At 71.3% G+C, this 16,213-nt stretch carries 20 protein-coding genes; 13 read left to right on the forward strand and 7 right to left on the reverse strand.

Translation table 11 applies throughout. From position 1 onward, the window contains the following. The first annotated feature begins 8 nt into the window (after positions 1-8). The 6 genes from ACFE76_RS00850 (at position 9) to ACFE76_RS00875 (ending at position 3,842) form a co-directional block, all read left to right on the forward strand. Complete coding sequence (locus ACFE76_RS00850) at positions 9-203, forward strand: hypothetical protein (RefSeq protein ID WP_375429836.1); 195 nt, start codon at positions 9-11, stop codon at positions 201-203. After that, positions 200-931, forward strand: coding sequence for a tRNA (guanosine(46)-N7)-methyltransferase TrmB (gene trmB / locus ACFE76_RS00855; protein ID WP_375429837.1), 732 nt, complete (start codon positions 200-202; stop codon positions 929-931). The genes ACFE76_RS00850 and trmB overlap by 4 nt, the downstream gene beginning before the upstream one ends. Next, a complete protein-coding gene (locus tag ACFE76_RS00860; RefSeq protein WP_375429838.1) occupies positions 921-1,787 on the forward strand; it encodes a tRNA pseudouridine synthase A in 867 nt (288 codons plus the stop codon). The genes trmB and ACFE76_RS00860 overlap by 11 nt, the downstream gene beginning before the upstream one ends. Before the next feature lie 16 nt (positions 1,788-1,803). Next, complete coding sequence (locus tag ACFE76_RS00865) at positions 1,804-2,406, forward strand: class I SAM-dependent methyltransferase (RefSeq protein ID WP_375429839.1); 603 nt, start codon at positions 1,804-1,806, stop codon at positions 2,404-2,406. Positions 2,407-2,589: 183 nt separating this feature from the next. After that, complete coding sequence (locus ACFE76_RS00870; protein WP_375429840.1) at positions 2,590-3,345, forward strand: GAF domain-containing protein; 756 nt, start codon at positions 2,590-2,592, stop codon at positions 3,343-3,345. Next, positions 3,342-3,842: a hypothetical protein gene (locus ACFE76_RS00875; RefSeq protein WP_375429841.1), complete on the forward strand. Its 501-nt coding sequence runs from the start codon at positions 3,342-3,344 to the stop codon at positions 3,840-3,842. The genes ACFE76_RS00870 and ACFE76_RS00875 overlap by 4 nt, the downstream gene beginning before the upstream one ends. A 34-nt stretch (positions 3,843-3,876) precedes the next feature. Here the strand turns inward: ACFE76_RS00875 and ACFE76_RS00880 are convergent, their stop codons facing one another. Both ACFE76_RS00880 and ACFE76_RS00885 read right to left on the reverse strand, forming a co-directional pair. Then, positions 3,877-5,466 (reverse strand): hypothetical protein, encoded by a 1,590-nt coding sequence (locus ACFE76_RS00880; protein ID WP_375429842.1) that lies wholly within the window; start codon positions 5,464-5,466, stop codon positions 3,877-3,879. Next, positions 5,442-6,206: an ABC transporter ATP-binding protein gene (locus ACFE76_RS00885; protein ID WP_375429843.1), complete on the reverse strand. Its 765-nt coding sequence runs from the start codon at positions 6,204-6,206 to the stop codon at positions 5,442-5,444. Before ACFE76_RS00885 ends, ACFE76_RS00880 begins: the two co-directional genes overlap by 25 nt. A 146-nt stretch (positions 6,207-6,352) precedes the next feature. Here ACFE76_RS00885 and ACFE76_RS00890 point away from each other — a divergent pair, with 146 nt between their 5' ends. Next, the gene (locus ACFE76_RS00890) at positions 6,353-6,979 is read left to right on the forward strand and encodes a superoxide dismutase (protein ID WP_375429844.1); all 627 of its coding nucleotides are present in this window, start codon (positions 6,353-6,355) and stop codon (positions 6,977-6,979) included. A gap of 105 nt (positions 6,980-7,084) precedes the next feature. Here ACFE76_RS00890 and ACFE76_RS00895 read toward each other — a convergent pair whose 3' ends face one another. Together ACFE76_RS00895 and ACFE76_RS00900 are read right to left on the reverse strand one after the other, a co-directional pair. Continuing rightward, positions 7,085-7,777 carry a hypothetical protein gene (locus ACFE76_RS00895; RefSeq protein WP_375429845.1) on the reverse strand — a complete coding sequence of 231 codons (693 nt, stop codon included), beginning with the start codon at positions 7,775-7,777 and terminating at the stop codon, positions 7,085-7,087. Then, entirely contained in the window at positions 7,774-8,616 is an 843-nt protein-coding gene (locus ACFE76_RS00900; RefSeq protein WP_375429846.1) for a hypothetical protein, read from the reverse strand. Before ACFE76_RS00900 ends, ACFE76_RS00895 begins: the two co-directional genes overlap by 4 nt. Positions 8,617-8,837: 221 nt before the next feature. Between ACFE76_RS00900 and ACFE76_RS00905 the strand changes: the two genes are divergently transcribed. The 5 genes from ACFE76_RS00905 to ACFE76_RS00925 are packed head-to-tail and all read left to right on the forward strand — an operon-like array spanning position 8,838 to position 12,853. Next, positions 8,838-8,975, forward strand: coding sequence for a hypothetical protein (locus ACFE76_RS00905; RefSeq protein WP_375429847.1), 138 nt, complete (start codon positions 8,838-8,840; stop codon positions 8,973-8,975). Positions 8,976-9,019: 44 nt separating this feature from the next. Next, a complete protein-coding gene (locus ACFE76_RS00910) occupies positions 9,020-10,030 on the forward strand; it encodes an ABC transporter permease (RefSeq protein ID WP_375429848.1) in 1,011 nt (336 codons plus the stop codon). Further along, positions 10,030-10,980: an ABC transporter permease gene (locus ACFE76_RS00915; protein WP_375429849.1), complete on the forward strand. Its 951-nt coding sequence runs from the start codon at positions 10,030-10,032 to the stop codon at positions 10,978-10,980. The genes ACFE76_RS00910 and ACFE76_RS00915 overlap by 1 nt, the downstream gene beginning before the upstream one ends. Further along, positions 10,977-12,086, forward strand: a complete 1,110-nt coding sequence (locus ACFE76_RS00920) for an ABC transporter ATP-binding protein (RefSeq protein WP_375429850.1) — start codon at positions 10,977-10,979, stop codon at positions 12,084-12,086. The genes ACFE76_RS00915 and ACFE76_RS00920 overlap by 4 nt, the downstream gene beginning before the upstream one ends. Further along, the gene (locus ACFE76_RS00925; RefSeq protein ID WP_375429851.1) at positions 12,083-12,853 is read left to right on the forward strand and encodes an ABC transporter ATP-binding protein; all 771 of its coding nucleotides are present in this window, start codon (positions 12,083-12,085) and stop codon (positions 12,851-12,853) included. The genes ACFE76_RS00920 and ACFE76_RS00925 overlap by 4 nt, the downstream gene beginning before the upstream one ends. A 72-nt stretch (positions 12,854-12,925) precedes the next feature. On the opposite strand, the gene ACFE76_RS00930 is transcribed toward ACFE76_RS00925, so the two are convergent. The 3 genes from ACFE76_RS00930 to ACFE76_RS00940 all read right to left on the reverse strand — a co-directional run bounded on the left by ACFE76_RS00930 (position 12,926) and on the right by ACFE76_RS00940 (position 15,667). Next, complete coding sequence (locus tag ACFE76_RS00930; protein WP_375429852.1) at positions 12,926-13,528, reverse strand: hypothetical protein; 603 nt, start codon at positions 13,526-13,528, stop codon at positions 12,926-12,928. Then, positions 13,525-14,208 (reverse strand): FkbM family methyltransferase, encoded by a 684-nt coding sequence (locus ACFE76_RS00935; protein ID WP_375429853.1) that lies wholly within the window; start codon positions 14,206-14,208, stop codon positions 13,525-13,527. The genes ACFE76_RS00930 and ACFE76_RS00935 overlap by 4 nt, the downstream gene beginning before the upstream one ends. A 70-nt stretch (positions 14,209-14,278) precedes the next feature. Next, positions 14,279-15,667, reverse strand: coding sequence for a glycosyltransferase 87 family protein (locus ACFE76_RS00940; RefSeq protein WP_375429854.1), 1,389 nt, complete (start codon positions 15,665-15,667; stop codon positions 14,279-14,281). A 370-nt stretch (positions 15,668-16,037) separates the two neighbouring features. Here ACFE76_RS00940 and ACFE76_RS00945 point away from each other — a divergent pair, with 370 nt between their 5' ends. Then, a complete protein-coding gene (locus ACFE76_RS00945; protein ID WP_375429855.1) occupies positions 16,038-16,208 on the forward strand; it encodes a hypothetical protein in 171 nt (56 codons plus the stop codon). Positions 16,209-16,213 lie beyond the last annotated feature (5 nt).

Here is a 16,213-nt window from a genome sequence, read left to right on the forward strand (position 1 = left end):
CTCTCCTCGTGGCTCTCGACCCGAAGATCCGGCGCGAGCTGGCCCAGACCGGGCGGCTCTGGGGACTGGCACTGATCTGTGCGACCGCTGGTGCGGTCACGGTCAGCGTCACCGGCGCCATCCCTCCCGGCGTGATCGCGTTCCTGATCGCCCTCGCGGTCCTGGGTCCGCTGCTGCTGGTCTACGAACGGCGCCACCGGTGACCGACGTCGGTGTCCCGGGGCGCGCGCGGGTGCACCGCGAGGTCGTCTCCTACGTCCGACGGAGCGCCCGGATGCGGCCCAACCAGCGCCGGGCGTGGGAACGCCACGGCGCCGACTACGTGCTCGAGGTGCCCGCCCGCGAGACGAGCACGTCGGTCGACCCGGCTGCCCGGGTCGACCTGCGCGCTGCCTTCGGCCGGACCGCACCGCTGGTCGTGGAGATCGGGCCCGGGACCGGCGAGTCGCTCGTGGCGATGGCGGCGGCCCGCCCAGGCGTCGACGTGCTGGCCTTCGAGGTCTACGCACCCGCGGTGGCCCAGCTCGTCGGCGCCCTCGCCCGCGCCCAGCTCGACAACGTCCGGATCGTCGCGGCGAACGCGGCGGAGGGGCTGCAGCACCTCCTCGACGAGGCCACGGTGACCGAGCTCTGGACCTTCTTCCCCGACCCCTGGCCCAAGGCCCGCCACCACAAGCGGCGCCTGGTCGACGCCGACTTCGCCGCTCTCGCGAGCAGCCGGCTCGTGCCGGGCGGCCGCTGGCGGCTGGCCACCGACTGGGCCGACTACGCCCGCCAGATGCGCGAGGTCCTGGACGCCCAGCCCGGGCTGGTCCGCGAACCCGGCGGCCGCTGGGCCGACCGCCCGGTCACCCGGTTCGAGGCGCGCGGACTCGCCGCCGGGCGTGAGGTGAGCGACCTGACCTACGTACGGGTGCCCGATGAGCGCTGAAGACCCTACGAACTCCCGCTGGCGGCTGGACATCGCCTATGACGGCGGGGGCTTCTCGGGCTGGGCCCGGCAGCCGGGTCAGCGGACCGTGCAGGGCGAGCTCGAGGACTGGACGACACAGGTCCTGCGGCTGCCGACGCCGGCCCGGCTGGTCTGTGCCGGGCGTACGGACACGGGGGTGCACGCGCGCGGCCAGGTGGCGCACGTCGACCTGCCGGCCGACGCGGTCCGCGACGACGGGACGGCGTTGCTGCGACGGCTGGGCCGGGTGCTGCCGGACGACGTCGTCGTCTTGTCGGTGCGGGCGGCGCCGGCGGGTTTCGACGCCCGGTTCGGGGCCGTCTGGCGGCGCTACGTCTACCGGCTGGTCGACCAGGGCACCCCGCTGGACCCGCTGCTGCGCCACCAGGTCGTTCGGGTACCGGTCACCCTGGACCTGGACCTGATGGACGAGGCCGCACCGGTGCTGCTCGGGCTGCGGGACTTCGGCGCCTTCTGCCGGCGCCGTGAGGGTGCGACCTCGATCCGGACGCTGCTCGAGCTGAGCGCCCACCGCATCTCAGCCGGCCCCTACGCCGGGGTGCTCGAGCTGACCGTCCGGGCCGACGCTTTCTGCCACTCGATGGTCCGTTCACTGGTCGGGGCGCTGGTCAGCGTGAGCTCCGGCCGCAGCGACCTGGCCTGGCTGGCCAGGGTCACCGACGCCGCCGCCCGTACCTCCGACGTCCCGGTGATGCCCGCGAAGGGGCTGACCCTGGAGGAGGTCGGCTATCCCCCGGACGACCAGCTCCTCGCCCGCGGCCGGGAGTCCCGGACCGTACGCGAGCTGACACCCGCCACCCCGGGCCGGTCATGACCGAACAGGGTCGGCCGTGACCGAACAGGCGCACTACTTCAACGCCACCCCGTCCGGGCCGGAGCACCGGCGTACCGTGCACGCGTCGATCTGGGGCTCGGACCTCGAGCTGACCACCGCCAACGGCGTCTTCGCCGGCGACGGGCTGGACCGCGGGACGGCGATCCTGCTGCGCGAGTCCGCACCGCCCACGGGGTCGCCGACCGTGCTGGACCTCGGCTGCGGCTACGGACCGATCGCCCTCGGGCTCGCCGTCCACTGCCTCGGCGCCCAGGTCGACGCCGTCGACGTCAACGAACGGGCGCTGGCGCTCTGCCGCGAGAACGCGGCCGCGCTGGGGGTCGCCGATCGCGTCCGGGTGCTGCGGCCCGACCAGGTCGAGGACGGCCGGCGCTACGACGCCATCTGGTCCAACCCGCCGATCCGGGTGGGCAAGCAAGCCCTGCACGAGCTGCTGCTGCAGTGGTTGCCCAGGCTGGCACCTGCGGGTCAGGCGCGGTTGGTGGTGAGCAAGAACCTCGGTGCCGACACCCTGCAACGCTGGCTCGTCGAGCAGGGCTGGCCGTGCGAACGGGTCGCCTCGGCCAAGGGATTTCGGGTCCTGGTCGTCTCGCGCTGAGACGTGTCGTGCGCGTCCGATCCTGGCTTGGGGACCGGGGGTGCGCTACCGTGCTTATGTCCCAGGTATCCCCGGGTCGGGTGAAGTCGCCGCACGGTTGCCGCGCATCTTCACCAAGTTGACGCGCTGGCCCTTCGAGGGCGCGCTCTCTTGAAGGCTGACCACAGAAAGTCCCGGGACTCCATGTCCGCATCCCGCCCGTACTACGACAGTGCCGACCCGCCGGACCCCATGCTCGACGTGGTCTACGACTCCGTGCAGGCGATGCTCGAACGAGACCCCAGCTTCAGCAACGGCCTCGCCGAGGTCGCCGGCCTGGTCCAGCGCAACATTCGCGGCGCCGACGCTGCCGGCGTCGCCCTCAGCAACGGCGGGACGGTCACGTTCCGGGTGGCTTCCTCCCGGCTGGCCGAGCAGGCCGACGACGTGCAGTACGGGCTCGGCGAGGGTCCGTGCCTGACCGCCGTCGCCGAGCGGCGGGGGCTCAAGTCAGGCTCGTTGCGAGAGCACGAGACCTGGTGGCCACGCTTTGCGCACGACGTCCGCCAGCTGGGCATCGAGAGCGTCTTGTCGCTGCCGCTGATGGTGCGTGCAGACGTGATCGGCTCGATCAACATCTACAGCCGGCGTGCGGACGCCTTTGTCGACGAAGACGTGACGAACGGCATACGGTTCGCCTGGCCGGTTGCCGCCGCGATTCGCAGCGCCCAGGTGCTGCGGAACCTCGACGAGCTCACCGACCAGATGCAGGACACCCTCGAGGTCCACGCTCTCGTGTCCGCCGCGGTCGGTTTCCTCCGGCACCGGGAGAGCCTCAGCGCCGAGGACGCCCGGCTACGCCTTTCGAACCTGGCCGCCGCGCGGCACCAGACCGTGGCCGAGGCCGCCACCCAGGTGCTCGAGGACCGCAACGATGACCGCTACGACGGAACTCCATGACGACGAAACCGCCACCGGTCGAGACGGAGGTCGGATCGCTGATGGCGAACGTGCTGGCTCTGGACCTGGTCGAGCTGACCGAGGAGCTGGCGCGGAACGCGATCGACCTGCCGGCGGCCGCGACCATGGTGCAGCGGGACTTCAAGCTCACGGTCCGCTCCTTCCTCGCGCTGACCGTGACGGTCGACCTCGACGCGGCACCTCCGGTGACGCTGACCCTCGCGGCCGCGCCGGTCGAGGCCGACGACGTGAGCAGCGCGTTCTCCCTGTGCCTGAGCGACGACCCCGCCGCGCAGATCGTCCTCACCTGCTACGCCGGCCAGACCGAGTACTTCGACGAGCTGGCGACCGACCTCGCCCTCTCGCTCCACCGCCCCCGTTCGGCCGTGGACCTCGACCCGCTACTGCCGCTCGACCCGCTCGTCCCCGGCCTGTCGGGCCTGGAGGAGTTCCAGGCCGCGTACGAGAACCGCGGCGTGGGCCGCTCCATGATCTAGCGGTCGCTTCCACTGGCGTCGGCGGGGCGGACCCTCAGCCGCTGCGTTCGGACACCGCCAGCATCACCTCGGGCCAGCGGCGGTCCAGCAGCCGACCGCCGCGGACCACTCCCTGCTGCAAGACGATCAGCCCGTTGACGGTCCCGACCGGCAACGCGGCCCAGCCGGCCCACGGCACCCAGATGGAGGCGACCGCGAGGACGAGGGTCGGCAGCGTCAGCACCATGGTGCCGGCGGTGGTGACCGAGAACGAGAGCGCCGACGCCAACCCACCCGTCCCGTTCCGGGCGAACGGGTTGCTGCCGGGCGCGGGGGCCGGCCACTGCCACAGCACCCCGACCACCGAGCCGACCCCGAGACCGGCGCACAGGAACGCGACCGCCAGCCCGACCGACAGGGGCAGCAACCGCCACTCCCCGGTCAGCACCAGCGCGAGGCCGACCATCACGACCAGCAGCGAGCCGTAGACGGTCAGGCTGGACAGCACCCGGCCTCGGCGGTCGGCGGTGCCGTCCAGGCCGGCGGTCACGTGGGTCCAGACCGCGCTGCCGTCGAAGGACAGGTCGGCGGCGATGCTGGCGCCCACCAGCAGCGCGAGCACGCTCGGGGCGAGAACGCCGATCACGGGGCTGGTGTCGGGTGAGGTCAGCGACACCACGAGGATCGCGGCCGGGCCGATCAGGAAGCCCGCGACCGCCGCCACGTAGCGCGGGTCACGCCGCCAGTAGCGCAAGGTCCGGGCGGCGACCGCGCCGGCCGGGGTGGCCGGGTAGAGCCGGTCGACGATGCTGCTCCGGCGGACCCGGACGGCTGCGCCGCCGGCCTCGACCGGTTCCACCAGCCTCCGACCCAGGAGATAGCCCCAGGCCGACCAGAGCGCCACCATCAGCCCGACCGCGAGCAGCAGGTGCAGCCCGGCCGCAAGCCAGCGGCCGCGGGCGACGTCGGCAGGCACCGTCCAGGCCCAGCCGAACGGCGTCCAGCCCGCGACGCCGGCGGCCGCGTCCAGCACGGCACGCAACCGGTCTGGACTGAGCCGGACGACCCCGCTGATCAGGTTGCCGACGATCGCGAAGGCGCCCCCGACCAGGGCCAGCGCCACGAACGCCAGGTCGCGGAAGCGCCGCGAGGACAGGCTGGCCGCGAACGCCGACGTGGCGGCCCGGGCCAGCAGCACGCAGGTCGTGACGCCGAGGACGAGCGCGACCAGCGCCACCACGACCAGCAGCACGCTGCGGCTCCAGGCGACCACCAGGCCGAGACCGACCAGGACGGTCGCGACGCCCGGCACGCCGACGAGCGCCGCCACCAGCAGTCCCGGCAGCAGGTCGCGGGCGCGGACCGGCAGCAGCGCGAACTTGGCGGGGTCGACCGTCTCGTCCACCCCGAAGACCAGCAGCGAGAGCAGCAGCCAGCCGACGCTCAGCCCGGAGAAGGCGAGCACCGTGACGTTGCCGGTGGTGACGGCGGAGGTGAAGCGCAGCGCGACCATCCCGGCGAGCACCGCCGCGACGAGGCCGAGGGCGTAGGCGCCGCCGAGGATGAGCCCAACGGTTCGCCAGACGCTGCGCCGCAGGCTGTTGCGGAGCAGGGTCAGCTTCAGCTGGACGAGGAGCGCAACCACGACAGACCTCCCTCCCCCACCGCGTGGAAGCCGACCAGCTCCAGGAACCGCTGCTGCAGCGTCGAGCCGGCCCGTACGTCGTCGAGGGTGCCGGCCGCGAGCACCCGGCCGCCGGCCACCACGGCCAGCTCGTCGCAGAGGCTCTCGACCAGCTCCATCACGTGGCTGGACAGCACGACGGTGCCGCCGTCGCGGGTGTAGCCGCGCAGGATCGAGCGGATTCCCTCACCCGAGACGGGGTCCACGGCCTCGAACGGCTCGTCCAGCACCAGCAGCCGGGGCGCGTGGATCAGCGCGCAGGCCAGCCCGATCTTCTTGGTCATCCCCGCCGAGTACTCCACGACCAGGGTGTCGCGGTCCTCGCGCAGCCCCAACGCTTCGAGCAGCTCGGCCGACCGCAGCTCGATCGCCTCGGCCGGGACCCGGCGTAGCCGGCCGACGTAGTGCAGCAGCTCGCCGCCGCTCAGCCGGTCGAAGAGCCGGAGCCCGTCGGGCAGCACCCCCATCAGCGCCTTGGCCGCGGCCGGGTCGGACCAGACGTCGCGGTCGAGCACCCGGGCCGTCCCCGCGTCCGGGCGCAGCAGTCCGGTGGCCATCGACAAGGTGGTGGTCTTGCCGGCCCCGTTCGGTCCGACCAGGCCAAAGAGGCAGCCGCGGCGGACCTCCAGGTGGAGGCCGTCCACCGCTCGCTTGGGCCCGAAGGACTTGGTCAGCCCGACCAGGGACAGTGCCGACGTCATGCATGCAGTCAAACACTGCGAGGAGACAGTTCCGGCACGCTGGTCGGGTCCCGCCCGTACGGCCCGCCGAACTGAGGCCGGGCCGGTCGGCGTAGCGTGGCGGACAGAGCGGTTGACGCCGCGTCAGAAGACGAAGGGAACACCTTATGGCTGACTACACCCTGCCCGACCTCCCCTACGACTACAGCGCGCTGGAGCCGCACATCTCGGGGCAGATCATGGAGCTGCACCACGACAAGCACCACGCCACCTACGTGAAGGGCGTCAACACCGCGCTCGAGCAGCTGGCCGAGGCACGTGCGGGCAGCTCGTTCGGGAACATCAACAAGCTCGAGAAGGACCTCGCCTTCCACCTCGGCGGGCACATCAACCACTCGGTCTTCTGGCCGAACATGTCCCCGGACGGTGGCGACAAGCCCGACGGCGAGCTCGGCGCGGCGATCGATGAGTTCTTCGGCAGCTTCGACGCCTTCCGGGCCCAGTTCGAGGCCAACGCGAACGCCATCCAGGGCTCCGGCTGGTCGATGCTCGTCTACGACATCCTCGGCGCCCGGCTGAACGTGGTGCAGCTGTTCGACCAGCAGGGCAACCTGCCGCTCGGCCAGATCCCGATCCTGCTGCTCGACATGTGGGAGCACGCGTTCTACCTGCAGTACAAGAACGTGAAGGCCGACTACGCCAAGGCCTGGTGGAACGTCGTCAACTGGGGCGACGCCGCCAAGCGCTTCGCCGCCGCGAAGGCCCAGACCGTCGGCCTGATCGCCCCCTTCTGAGCCCTCCGCGCCCTGAGCTTGGTCGAAGGCCCTCGACGAGGTTGCGCTGACCCGCAGCACGAGTGAGCGCAACCCCTTCGGGGCCCTCGACAAGCTCGGGACGCGTCAGATCCCGAGGGCGCGGACGGTCTCGAGCGTGTCGGCGTCGGCAGCAGACTTGTCGGGCCGGTAGCGCAGCACCCGGGCGAAGCGCAGGGCCACGCCGCCGGGATAGCGGGTGGAGGCCTGCAGGCCGTCGATGGCGATCTCCACCACCAGGGACGGCTCGACGTACACCGTGCCGGCCGTGCGCCGGACCTCGCGCGCCAGCAGCTGCTCGGTCTGCCAGGTCAGCAGCTGGTCGGTCAGTCCCTTGAACGTCTTCCCCAGCATCACCAGACCGCCGGTCACCGGGTCGCGTGCCCCCAGGTGCAGGTTGGAGAGCCAACCCTGGCGGCGGCCGTGTCCCCACTCCGCGGCGATCACCACCAGGTCGAGGGTGTGCCGGGGCTTGACCTTGACCCAGGCGGCGTCGCGCCGGCCAGCCGCGTACGGCGCGTGGAGGTTCTTCACCACGATGCCCTCGAACCCGCGGCCGACCGCGTCGGTGAACGCCGCCGCGACCTCGTCCACGGTCTCGCAGCGACGGCGCGGCACCTGCAGCTCCGCCGGGAGCACCTCGGCCATCACGGCGAGCCGCTCCGTCAGGGCTGAGTCGAGCAGGTCCCGGCCGTCGAGGTGCAGCAGGTCGAAGAAGTAGACCCGCAACGGGGCGGTGTCGGGGGCGCCGGGTCCGGTCGGGTCGGGGGCGCCGCTCATCGTCGCGACGCGACCACCTGGAACGGCTCGGGTGCGCCGTCGGGGCGCAGCGCCAGGACCTCACCGTCCAGCACCAGCTGGTCCGGGCCGAGGCTGCGCGCGACCGCGACCACCTCCGGCAGCCGGGCGGTGATGTCGTCCAGGCTGCGGGTGAAGACCCGGACCTCCCCGCCCGACCGGTGCACCTGCACCCGTACCCCGTCCAGCTTGACGTCGGCGATCGCCGGCAGGCGCGTACGCTCCGCAGCAGCGGCCGGGTCGGGCGCGCTGGCCGCGAGCATGGGCTGGACCGCGGTACCGACCCGCAGCCCGATCGCCTCGAGCGCCGGCAGACCACCGGCCTGCAGCGCCACGGCCGCGGCTGGGGTGGACGAGCTCAGCATCGCGGCCCGCCGGACGGCCGCGACCGGCACCCCGTACGCGGCGGCGAGGCCCTCCTGCACCTGCGACTCCAGCGCGCCCTGGCGCAGCTCGCCGAACGCCAGGCCGCGCAGGAAGGCCTGCTCGGTCTCGGTGGCCCGGGCGAAGAGGGCCACGACCCCCGCCGTACGAGCGCTGGTCGACCCGGCGCCCGCGAGCTCGCCGAGGTCGGCGAAGGCCTGGTCGACCTCCTGCACCGTCAGCGTCGGTTCGGCCGCCGGCGGCGGGAGCTGCTGCAGCGAACGCCAGCCGACGCCGGTCCGGCGCTGGCGCAGGCTGCCGGCCAGATAGCTGACGACGATCTCCACGTCGTCGGCGTCGGCGTCACGGAGCACCGCCGCGATCAGGTCCCGTTTGGCCAGCCGCGAACGCGTCGCACCCAGAGCAGTCCACGTCGAGGTCAACCTGCTCAGCTGCATGGCTCGCATTCTGCCCGTGCCTGTCTGGAGCGTGCGATGTGGCGCGGTAGAGAGTCGTTCGGGGTCAGAGCGCTCCCGCGAACGAGGAACCCACGAAGAACTGGCCTCGGGGAGCCGAGGTCCACTGACACCGAGCCGGTGAAGTGAGGGGTTGACCTGGGAACGTTCGATGGAGAGCGAGGCGATTCGGTCATGAGACCTGTCGGGATCGTGCGCGCCCGATGTACCGGCCGCTGGAGCTGGACGAGCTCAACGAGCAGCTGGACCGGCTTCCCGACGTCGGAGAACCCTGCGCACCGCCGATGTGGCAGGGTGCGGGCATCACCTGGCGGTTCAAGGTGAAGAAGGTGGGAACGTAGGCCGGGACCAGGTACTCCAGGGAACGCGAGAGGACGAGCTGATCATGGGCCTGAGCCGCTATCTCGGACGGAGACTGTTGTGGTTCTTCGGCACCCTCGTGGTGGCGTTGCTCCTCAACTTCTTCCTGCCACGGTTGATCCCCGGCAACCCGGTGGACTCGATCATCAGCAACCTGTCCCGAGGTGGCGGGGTGGGCGGTGACCAGCTGAAGGAGATCTACGAGAACTACAACCGTGAGTTCGGCCTCGACAAGCCGCTCTGGGAGCAGTTCCTGATCTATCTCAACCAGCTGGTGCACGGGAACTTCGGGACGTCGTTCGCGCAGTACCCGGCCTCGGTCAACACCCTCGTCGCCCAGGCCCTGCCCTGGAGCATCGTGCTCCAGGTGCCAGCGATCCTGATCGGCTGGATCGTCGGGAACGTCCTCGGCGCCATGGCCGCCTTCCGTGGTGGCTGGTTCGACCGTGGCGCCTTCGTCACGTCGCTGTTCGCCACCTCCATCCCCTACTACTGCCTGGCCATCCTGCTGCTCTTCATCGTCGGAGCCAAGCTGGGGATCCTGCCCATCGGCGGGGCGTACTCCTTCGGGCTCAGTCCGGAGTTCAGCGCCGCCTTCTTCGGTGACGCCATCACCTACTTCTGGTTACCGTTCTGGTCGTTGGTGGTCGTCTTCATCGGCGGCCAGGCGGTAGGCATGCGGTCGATGGCCATCTACGAGCTGGGCGCCGACTACGTGAACTACGGCCGTGGCCTCGGGCTGAGCGACAACCGGATCACCCGGTACGTGTTCCGCAACGCGATGCTGCCCCAGATCACCGGCCTCGCGCTGTCGATCAGCGGCCTGGTCGGTGGGGCGCTGGTCACCGAGCTGGTCTTCTCCTACCCCGGCGTCGGAACCCTGCTGTTCAACGCGATCAGCCAGGTCGACTACCCGGTCATCTCGGCCGTGACCTTGATCATCACCCTGGCCGTGCTGCTGGCCAACTTCGCCGTCGACATCGTCAACGGCCTGATCGACCCCCGGATCCGGGCCGCACAGAGTGGAGAACGCTGATGAGAGCGGTCAACCTGACCCCCCGGTTCTGGGTGGCGGCCGGACTGGTGCTCTTCACCCTGGTGGTGGGGCTGATCGGGCCGTTCGTGGTGCAGACCGACCCCGACTCGGTGATCGGCGGCCTGTACGACCCACCGGCCGGGGGCCTGCAGATGCTGCTCGGCACCGACAACGAGGGCCAGAGCGTGCTCGCGAACCTGGTCTACGGCACCCGTACCTCGCTGCTGGTGGGGCTGGTCGCCGGAGTGATCGCCAGCACGATCGGCCTGACCCTCGGGCTGATCGCGGGCTACCAGGGCGGCTGGCTGGACGACCTGATCTCTGGGCTCACCAACGTCGCGCTGGCGATCCCGTCGATCGTGCTGGTGATCCTGCTCGGCATCGCCCTCAACAACCGCAGCTCGCTCTCGCTGGCCCTGATCATCGGCATCACCTCCTGGCCGTGGATGGCCCGGGCGGTGCGGGCCCAGTCGACCAGCATCCGGTCCCGTGAGCACATCGACGTCGCCCGGCTCTCGGGCGCCTCCTGGCTCTCGATCCTGACCCGGGACGTGCTGCCGTACCTGCTCAGCTACGTCGTGATGGCGTTCGTGCTGCAGGTCTCGGGCGCGATCCTGGCCGAGGCGGCGCTCAGCCTGCTCGGCCTCGGCCCGTCCGGGACCACCAGCCTCGGCGTGATGCTCTACTGGGCGCTGCAGTGGGGGGCGATCCGCACCGACGCCTGGTGGGCCTTCCTGCCCCCGACGGTGATGCTGACGCTGATCGCGTTCTCCCTGCTGCTGCTGCAGTCGAGCCTGGACGAGGTGTTCAACCCGCGGCTGCGTCGCGGTCGGCTCAGCAAGGTGGTGAGGGGCGGCATCGCCGAGGTGCCCGCCGCCGCTCCGACCCCGGTCGGGGCCACCGGAATCGTCGAAGCCCCCGCCGCTGCCCCTGCCGGAGGTCACCGATGACCCGCCTGCTCAACGCCGAGAACCTGCGCGCGGCCTACCGCACGCCTGATGGCCGGCAGGTCTTCGCCGTCGACGACGTCAGCGTCTACATCGACGAGGGCGAGGTGCTGGGGGTGGCCGGGGAGTCCGGCTGCGGCAAGTCGACGCTGGGGGCGATCCTGTCGCTGACCACCCGGCCGCCGCTCTACGTCGAGAGCGGCACGCTCGAGGTCGACGGCCTCCGGCAGGAGCTGGGGGCGCGCAGCAAGATCCCCCGCACCTGGCGCGGGTCGGTCGTCTCGCTGCTGCCCCAGGGCGCGATGAACTCGATCAGCCCGACCCAGCGGGTCCGCGACCTGGTGGTCGACGTCGTACGGGCGCACGACCGCAGCACCAAGCCCGACGAGGCGCTGGACCGGGCCCGGGACCGGCTGAAGTCCCTCGACCTGCCCGTCCGGGTGCTGGACTCCTACCCCCACCAGCTGTCCGGCGGCATGAAGCAGCGGACGGTGACCATCATCTCCACGCTGTTGAACCCGCGGCTGCTGATCGCCGACGAGCCGACCTCTGCGCTCGACGTGTCGTCGCAGAAGGCGCTGATCGAGATGCTGCTGCAGATGCTGGAGCAGAAGATCATGGCCGGCGTCGTCTTCGTCACCCACGACCTGCCCGTGCTGCGGACGGTCAGCAACCGGATCGCGATCATGTACGCCGGAAAGATCGTCGAGGTCGGCGACGCGGCCGAGATCACCGAGCGGCCGCGGCACCCGTACGCGGCGGCCCTGCTCAGCGCCGTCCTGGTGCCCGAGCCGCGCTACCGCGCGATGCGCGTCTACGGCATCCCCGGCGCCCCGCCCAACCTGGCGAACCCACCGTCCGGCTGCCGCTTCCACCCGCGGTGCGGCGTCGCGTACTCGGAGTGCAGAGAAGAAGAGCCGCCGCACATCGGCGACGAGCTGCGCTACGCCACCTGCTTCTGGGCCAAGAAGCACCCCGGGGAGTCGGTGCCGATCGGTGCGGTCACCTCGGAGACCCTCGCTGCGGCCGACCCGGTGGTCGCCCTGGACGACCCGGGGGCCCCCGAGCCCGAAGCCACGCCCACGGAGAAGACCCAGGTGTCGGCATGAGCGACGTCTTGGTGGCGAAGGGTGTCTCGAAGACGTTCGGGCACGGCAAGAACACCGTCGAGGCGGTGAAGGACGTGTCGTTCACCCTGGCCGAGAACGAGGTCGTCACCGTGGTCGGTGAGAGCGGCTCGGGCAAGTCGACGCTGGCCCGGATGGTGCTGGGGCTGATGCCGATCACCTCCGGCTCGCTCACCTTCCGCGGTACCGACGTCAGCAAGATGAGCTCGCGGGCACGGACCGACTACTGGAAGGACGTGCAGGCGGTCTTCCAGGACCCGTTCTCGGCGTTCAACCAGTTCTTCACGGTGCGCCGGCTGCTGGCCCGGTCGAGCCGGCTGCTGGATGACCGGGTAGGCCAGGAGCGGCTGGAGGAGTCGCTCGGCTACGTCGGCCTGAACGCCCCGGACGTGCTCGACCGCTTCCCGCACGAGCTCTCCGGCGGTCAGCGGCAACGGGTGATGATCGCTCGTGCGCTGATGATGCGGCCCAAGCTGTTGGTGGCCGACGAGGCCACCTCGATGCTCGACGCCTCGCTGCGGGTCAACGTGTTGAACGTGCTCACCGACCTGCGCGACCAGCTAGGCATGACGGTGCTGTTCATCACCCACGACATCGGCCAGGCCTGCTACGTCGCTGACCGGGTGCTCGTGATGGAGCACGGCGTGATGGTCGAGCAGGGACAGGCCGAGGACGTCATCTTCCGGCCCCAGCACGCGTACACCCAGCGGCTGCTGAGCGACGTGCCCACGCTGCACGACTCGGCCTGAGGGCGCACCGGACCGAGCAATACGCGTCCCGAGCCCGTCGAGGGCCCCGAAGGGGTTGCGCGTTCTTCCACCTCACGGCACCAGCACCGCAGCGATCACCGCCACCGCCTCCTCGATCTCGGCGAAGGAGCGCGCGTAGGCGTCCGCACCACGGCGGTACGGGTCGGCCACGTCGTCACCCCCGGGCAGCCTGACCGGACGGCGTTGCGCCGACGCGAGCGGCAACGCGGCCCGCAGCCGCTTCCCCACCCCGACCGCCGGCAGCGCAGCGGCGTCGACCGCACCCAGCAGCCGGGCGAGCTCCTTGAGCGTGAACGCGCGCCGTACCGCTTTGGGCCAGAGGTCGACGACCTCCCCGCGGTGTGCGGTGGTCAGGGCGAGCACCAGGTCGGCCGGGGCGAGCAACCGCTCCGTCAGTCGGCGGGCGGTGAAGCCCCCAGGATCCCCACCCGCCTCGGCGATCAGGATGTCCATCGGCGGTGAGATCGGCTGGCCGACGAGAGCACGGGTGCCGGCGGAGGACACGACGACGTCAGGTCCCAACCGCGCAGCCAGCAAGCGTTCCGCCGCCGGCGAGCGGCAGATGTTGCCGGTGCAGACGCAGAGGATGGCGAACGCGTCCGTACCCGGACCGGACCAGTCCGCCGAGCTCGGCGTCGCCGGGTGCCGCGTCACCGAGTCCGGGCCCTGGCGACAAGCCACTGCTTGGCCGGGTAAAGGAGGAACCGCAGCCGCTCCCACCGCTGCTGGAGCGTCTTGTAGCGAAGGTCCCGCAGCGGGGAGGTCGAGTCCAACCAGCGCAGCCAGTTCCGGGCGCCCCGGGTGGCGCCACCGAAGATGATCTCGTCCGCCGGCACCACGTCGACGCCGCTGGCGGCCAGCTGAGCGCGCAGCAGCGGCTCACGGGCCCGCAGGCTCGGCGACTTGACGACGTCGAGATGGATCACCAGGTGGTCGATCTTGGCGATCTCCCCCGTCTCCACCAGTCGGTCGACGATGTCGGCCTCGGCTCCCTCGACGTTGACCTTGGCGTAGACGACGTCGGCGGCGTCGACGTGCTCAGCGAACCAGGCCCCTGCGTCCACGAACGCGCACTCCGTCGACTGCTGCACCGGATCCTTGTCGGCGGCGACGGATGCGCCGATCGCGCCCGGATTATGCAGAACCAGAGCCGTGGTCTCCTTCCACAGGCCGAACCGGTGGAGCTCCACCCGTTCGTCAGCCAGCTGCTGGAGCGGCGCCCAGCAGGCGGGCGCCGGTTCGAAGCAGTGGATCCGGTCGAACTGCCAGCGCGGATCGAGCACGACCGAGAGGGTCTCGCCGACGTGCGCGCCGATGTCGAGGAAAACCTTCATCCCGGCAGAGTAAGTCCCCGAGCGCCAGCGCCGTCAGGTCGGCTCGGCCCCACGGGTCGCCGGGCCGGGCTCAACCGACCAGGAGCGACCCGGTTCCGGGCTGTGTGGCGCTGACCTCGGTCCGCTCGAGCGGCGGTCGTCTGAGGTCGACCACGAGCAGCACCACCGCCGCCCCGGCCCCGAGCAGGGCGACCGCGGCGGCGAGGCCCAGTGGCATCAGCTCGCCCTGGCCCAGGTACTCCAGATAGGTCGAGACCGACGCCAGCTGGATCGCGGCGGCGGGCAGCAGGAACCGCCGCTCCACGAAGACCGCCGTGACGGTCAGGACCTCGGCGAGGTAGAAGTAGCGCTCGTGCATCTGCGGCAGCAGCAGCGGCACGACGAGGGTGGCCGTCGCGGCCAGCAGCAGGGTCTGAGCGCCGGTGAGCGACCGGTGCCGGCGCAGCAGCCAGATGCCGAACGCCAGCACGACGGCTGCGGCGAGGGCGAGCCCGACGTACTTCCAGATCGTGCCCGCGTCCGAGGGCAGCCAGGCGTACCAGGTGGGCGCGTTGCGGGTGAGGGTGCTGCTGGACGTCGTGCCGCCGCCGAACCCGCCGCTCCCGCCGCCACCGCCGCCACCGCCGAAGCCGCCCGCCCCGCCGGTACCGCGACCGCCGCCGGGGACTCCACCGCCGCCGAAGCCGCCCCGGCCGGCGCCGGCCCCGGCGCTGCGGCCCGTCCCGACCGCACCGCCGGTGTCGGAGATCTGGGCGGGATAGATCGCGAGCTGGCTGGCCAGGCTGCGGCCGGCGACGAGCGCGGGGACCAGCGCGGCGAGGAAGGCGGCGGGTACGGCCAGCAGGGTGACCAACCGGTGCCGGTGGAGGAGCAGGACCACCACCAGCACGGGGAGGAAGAAGATCGCCTGCAGCTTGAACGCGAACGCCAGCCCGAACATCACGCAGGCGAGCCAGGGCCGTCGCCGCAGCAGGAAGTAGAGGCTGCCGACGCCGAACGCGGCGTAGATCGCGTCGCACTGGGCCCAAGCGCTGCTGTTCATCACCACGGTCGGCAGTAGGAGTACGACGGAGGCGGCGACCACCGGCCGCCACTGCCCGGTCGGCCGCAGGTGCCGGATGATCGCGTAGACGAAGCCGGCGAGCACCAGGTCGAAGACGACCGACAGCGCCTTGATCGCGACCATCGGGGTGAGCGGCAGGTGGGTCATCAGCCAGAGCAGCACCAGGTACGGGGTGTTGTAGTTCGAGAAGTTCCCGGCCAAGGCGCTGAACCCGCCCGAGGCCAGCTCGTTGTACCAGGGCAGCAGGAAGGCCCGGTAGTCACCGGTCTGGACGTCGACCAGCTGCCAGCGGACGACCACGGCGGCGGCCACGACGAGCACCAGCACGACCCGGGGCCACCGGGTCGTCCGCGGCAGAGCGGGAGGGCGGGTGCGGACGCGGAGGCTAGACGACACGATGGTCCTTCGGGTGGACGGCAGCAAGGTCCTAACGCGGTCCACCCTGCCGGCGGCGGCTGTTCACGCGCTGTGACCTCGCTGTGGCGAACCAGACACACTGACATCGGGCCCGGTGAGGCCGCGCGCTTCGGGTCTGCTGGAGATAACCTCCGAACCACGTGGAGTCGCTGCTCGGCATCCCGTTCGAGTGCGGCCACTCATTGTCCAACCGGTCGCGGACCCGACTCCAGGGGATGCTCAGGTCTTGCAGCGGCTCGATCCGGCTTCAGTCTCGCAGCCCTGGCGAACGCCCAGCAAGAGATCCCGGAGCTGCCCGGTCACAGGTCTCCTACGTCGCGGCCATGGGCAGCTGGTCCGAACCGTCCCCGTGCTGACGGTCGCAGCCCTGGCCGGCGTCGACACCGACATTGCTGGGCAGGTGCGGCAGGCTTTCGAAAAAACCTCGTCGGCCAGAGTCGAGCTGATCAGCGCCCGGCTTCTCGACTCCCTGGGGACCAGCTTCGGCTGCGGACGGCCGGCGGGAACGCCCTCGCCGTGAGGGTC

It is taken from the genome of uncultured Friedmanniella sp. (genome assembly GCF_964244005.1).
GTDB lineage: Bacteria > Actinomycetota > Actinomycetes > Propionibacteriales > Propionibacteriaceae > Microlunatus.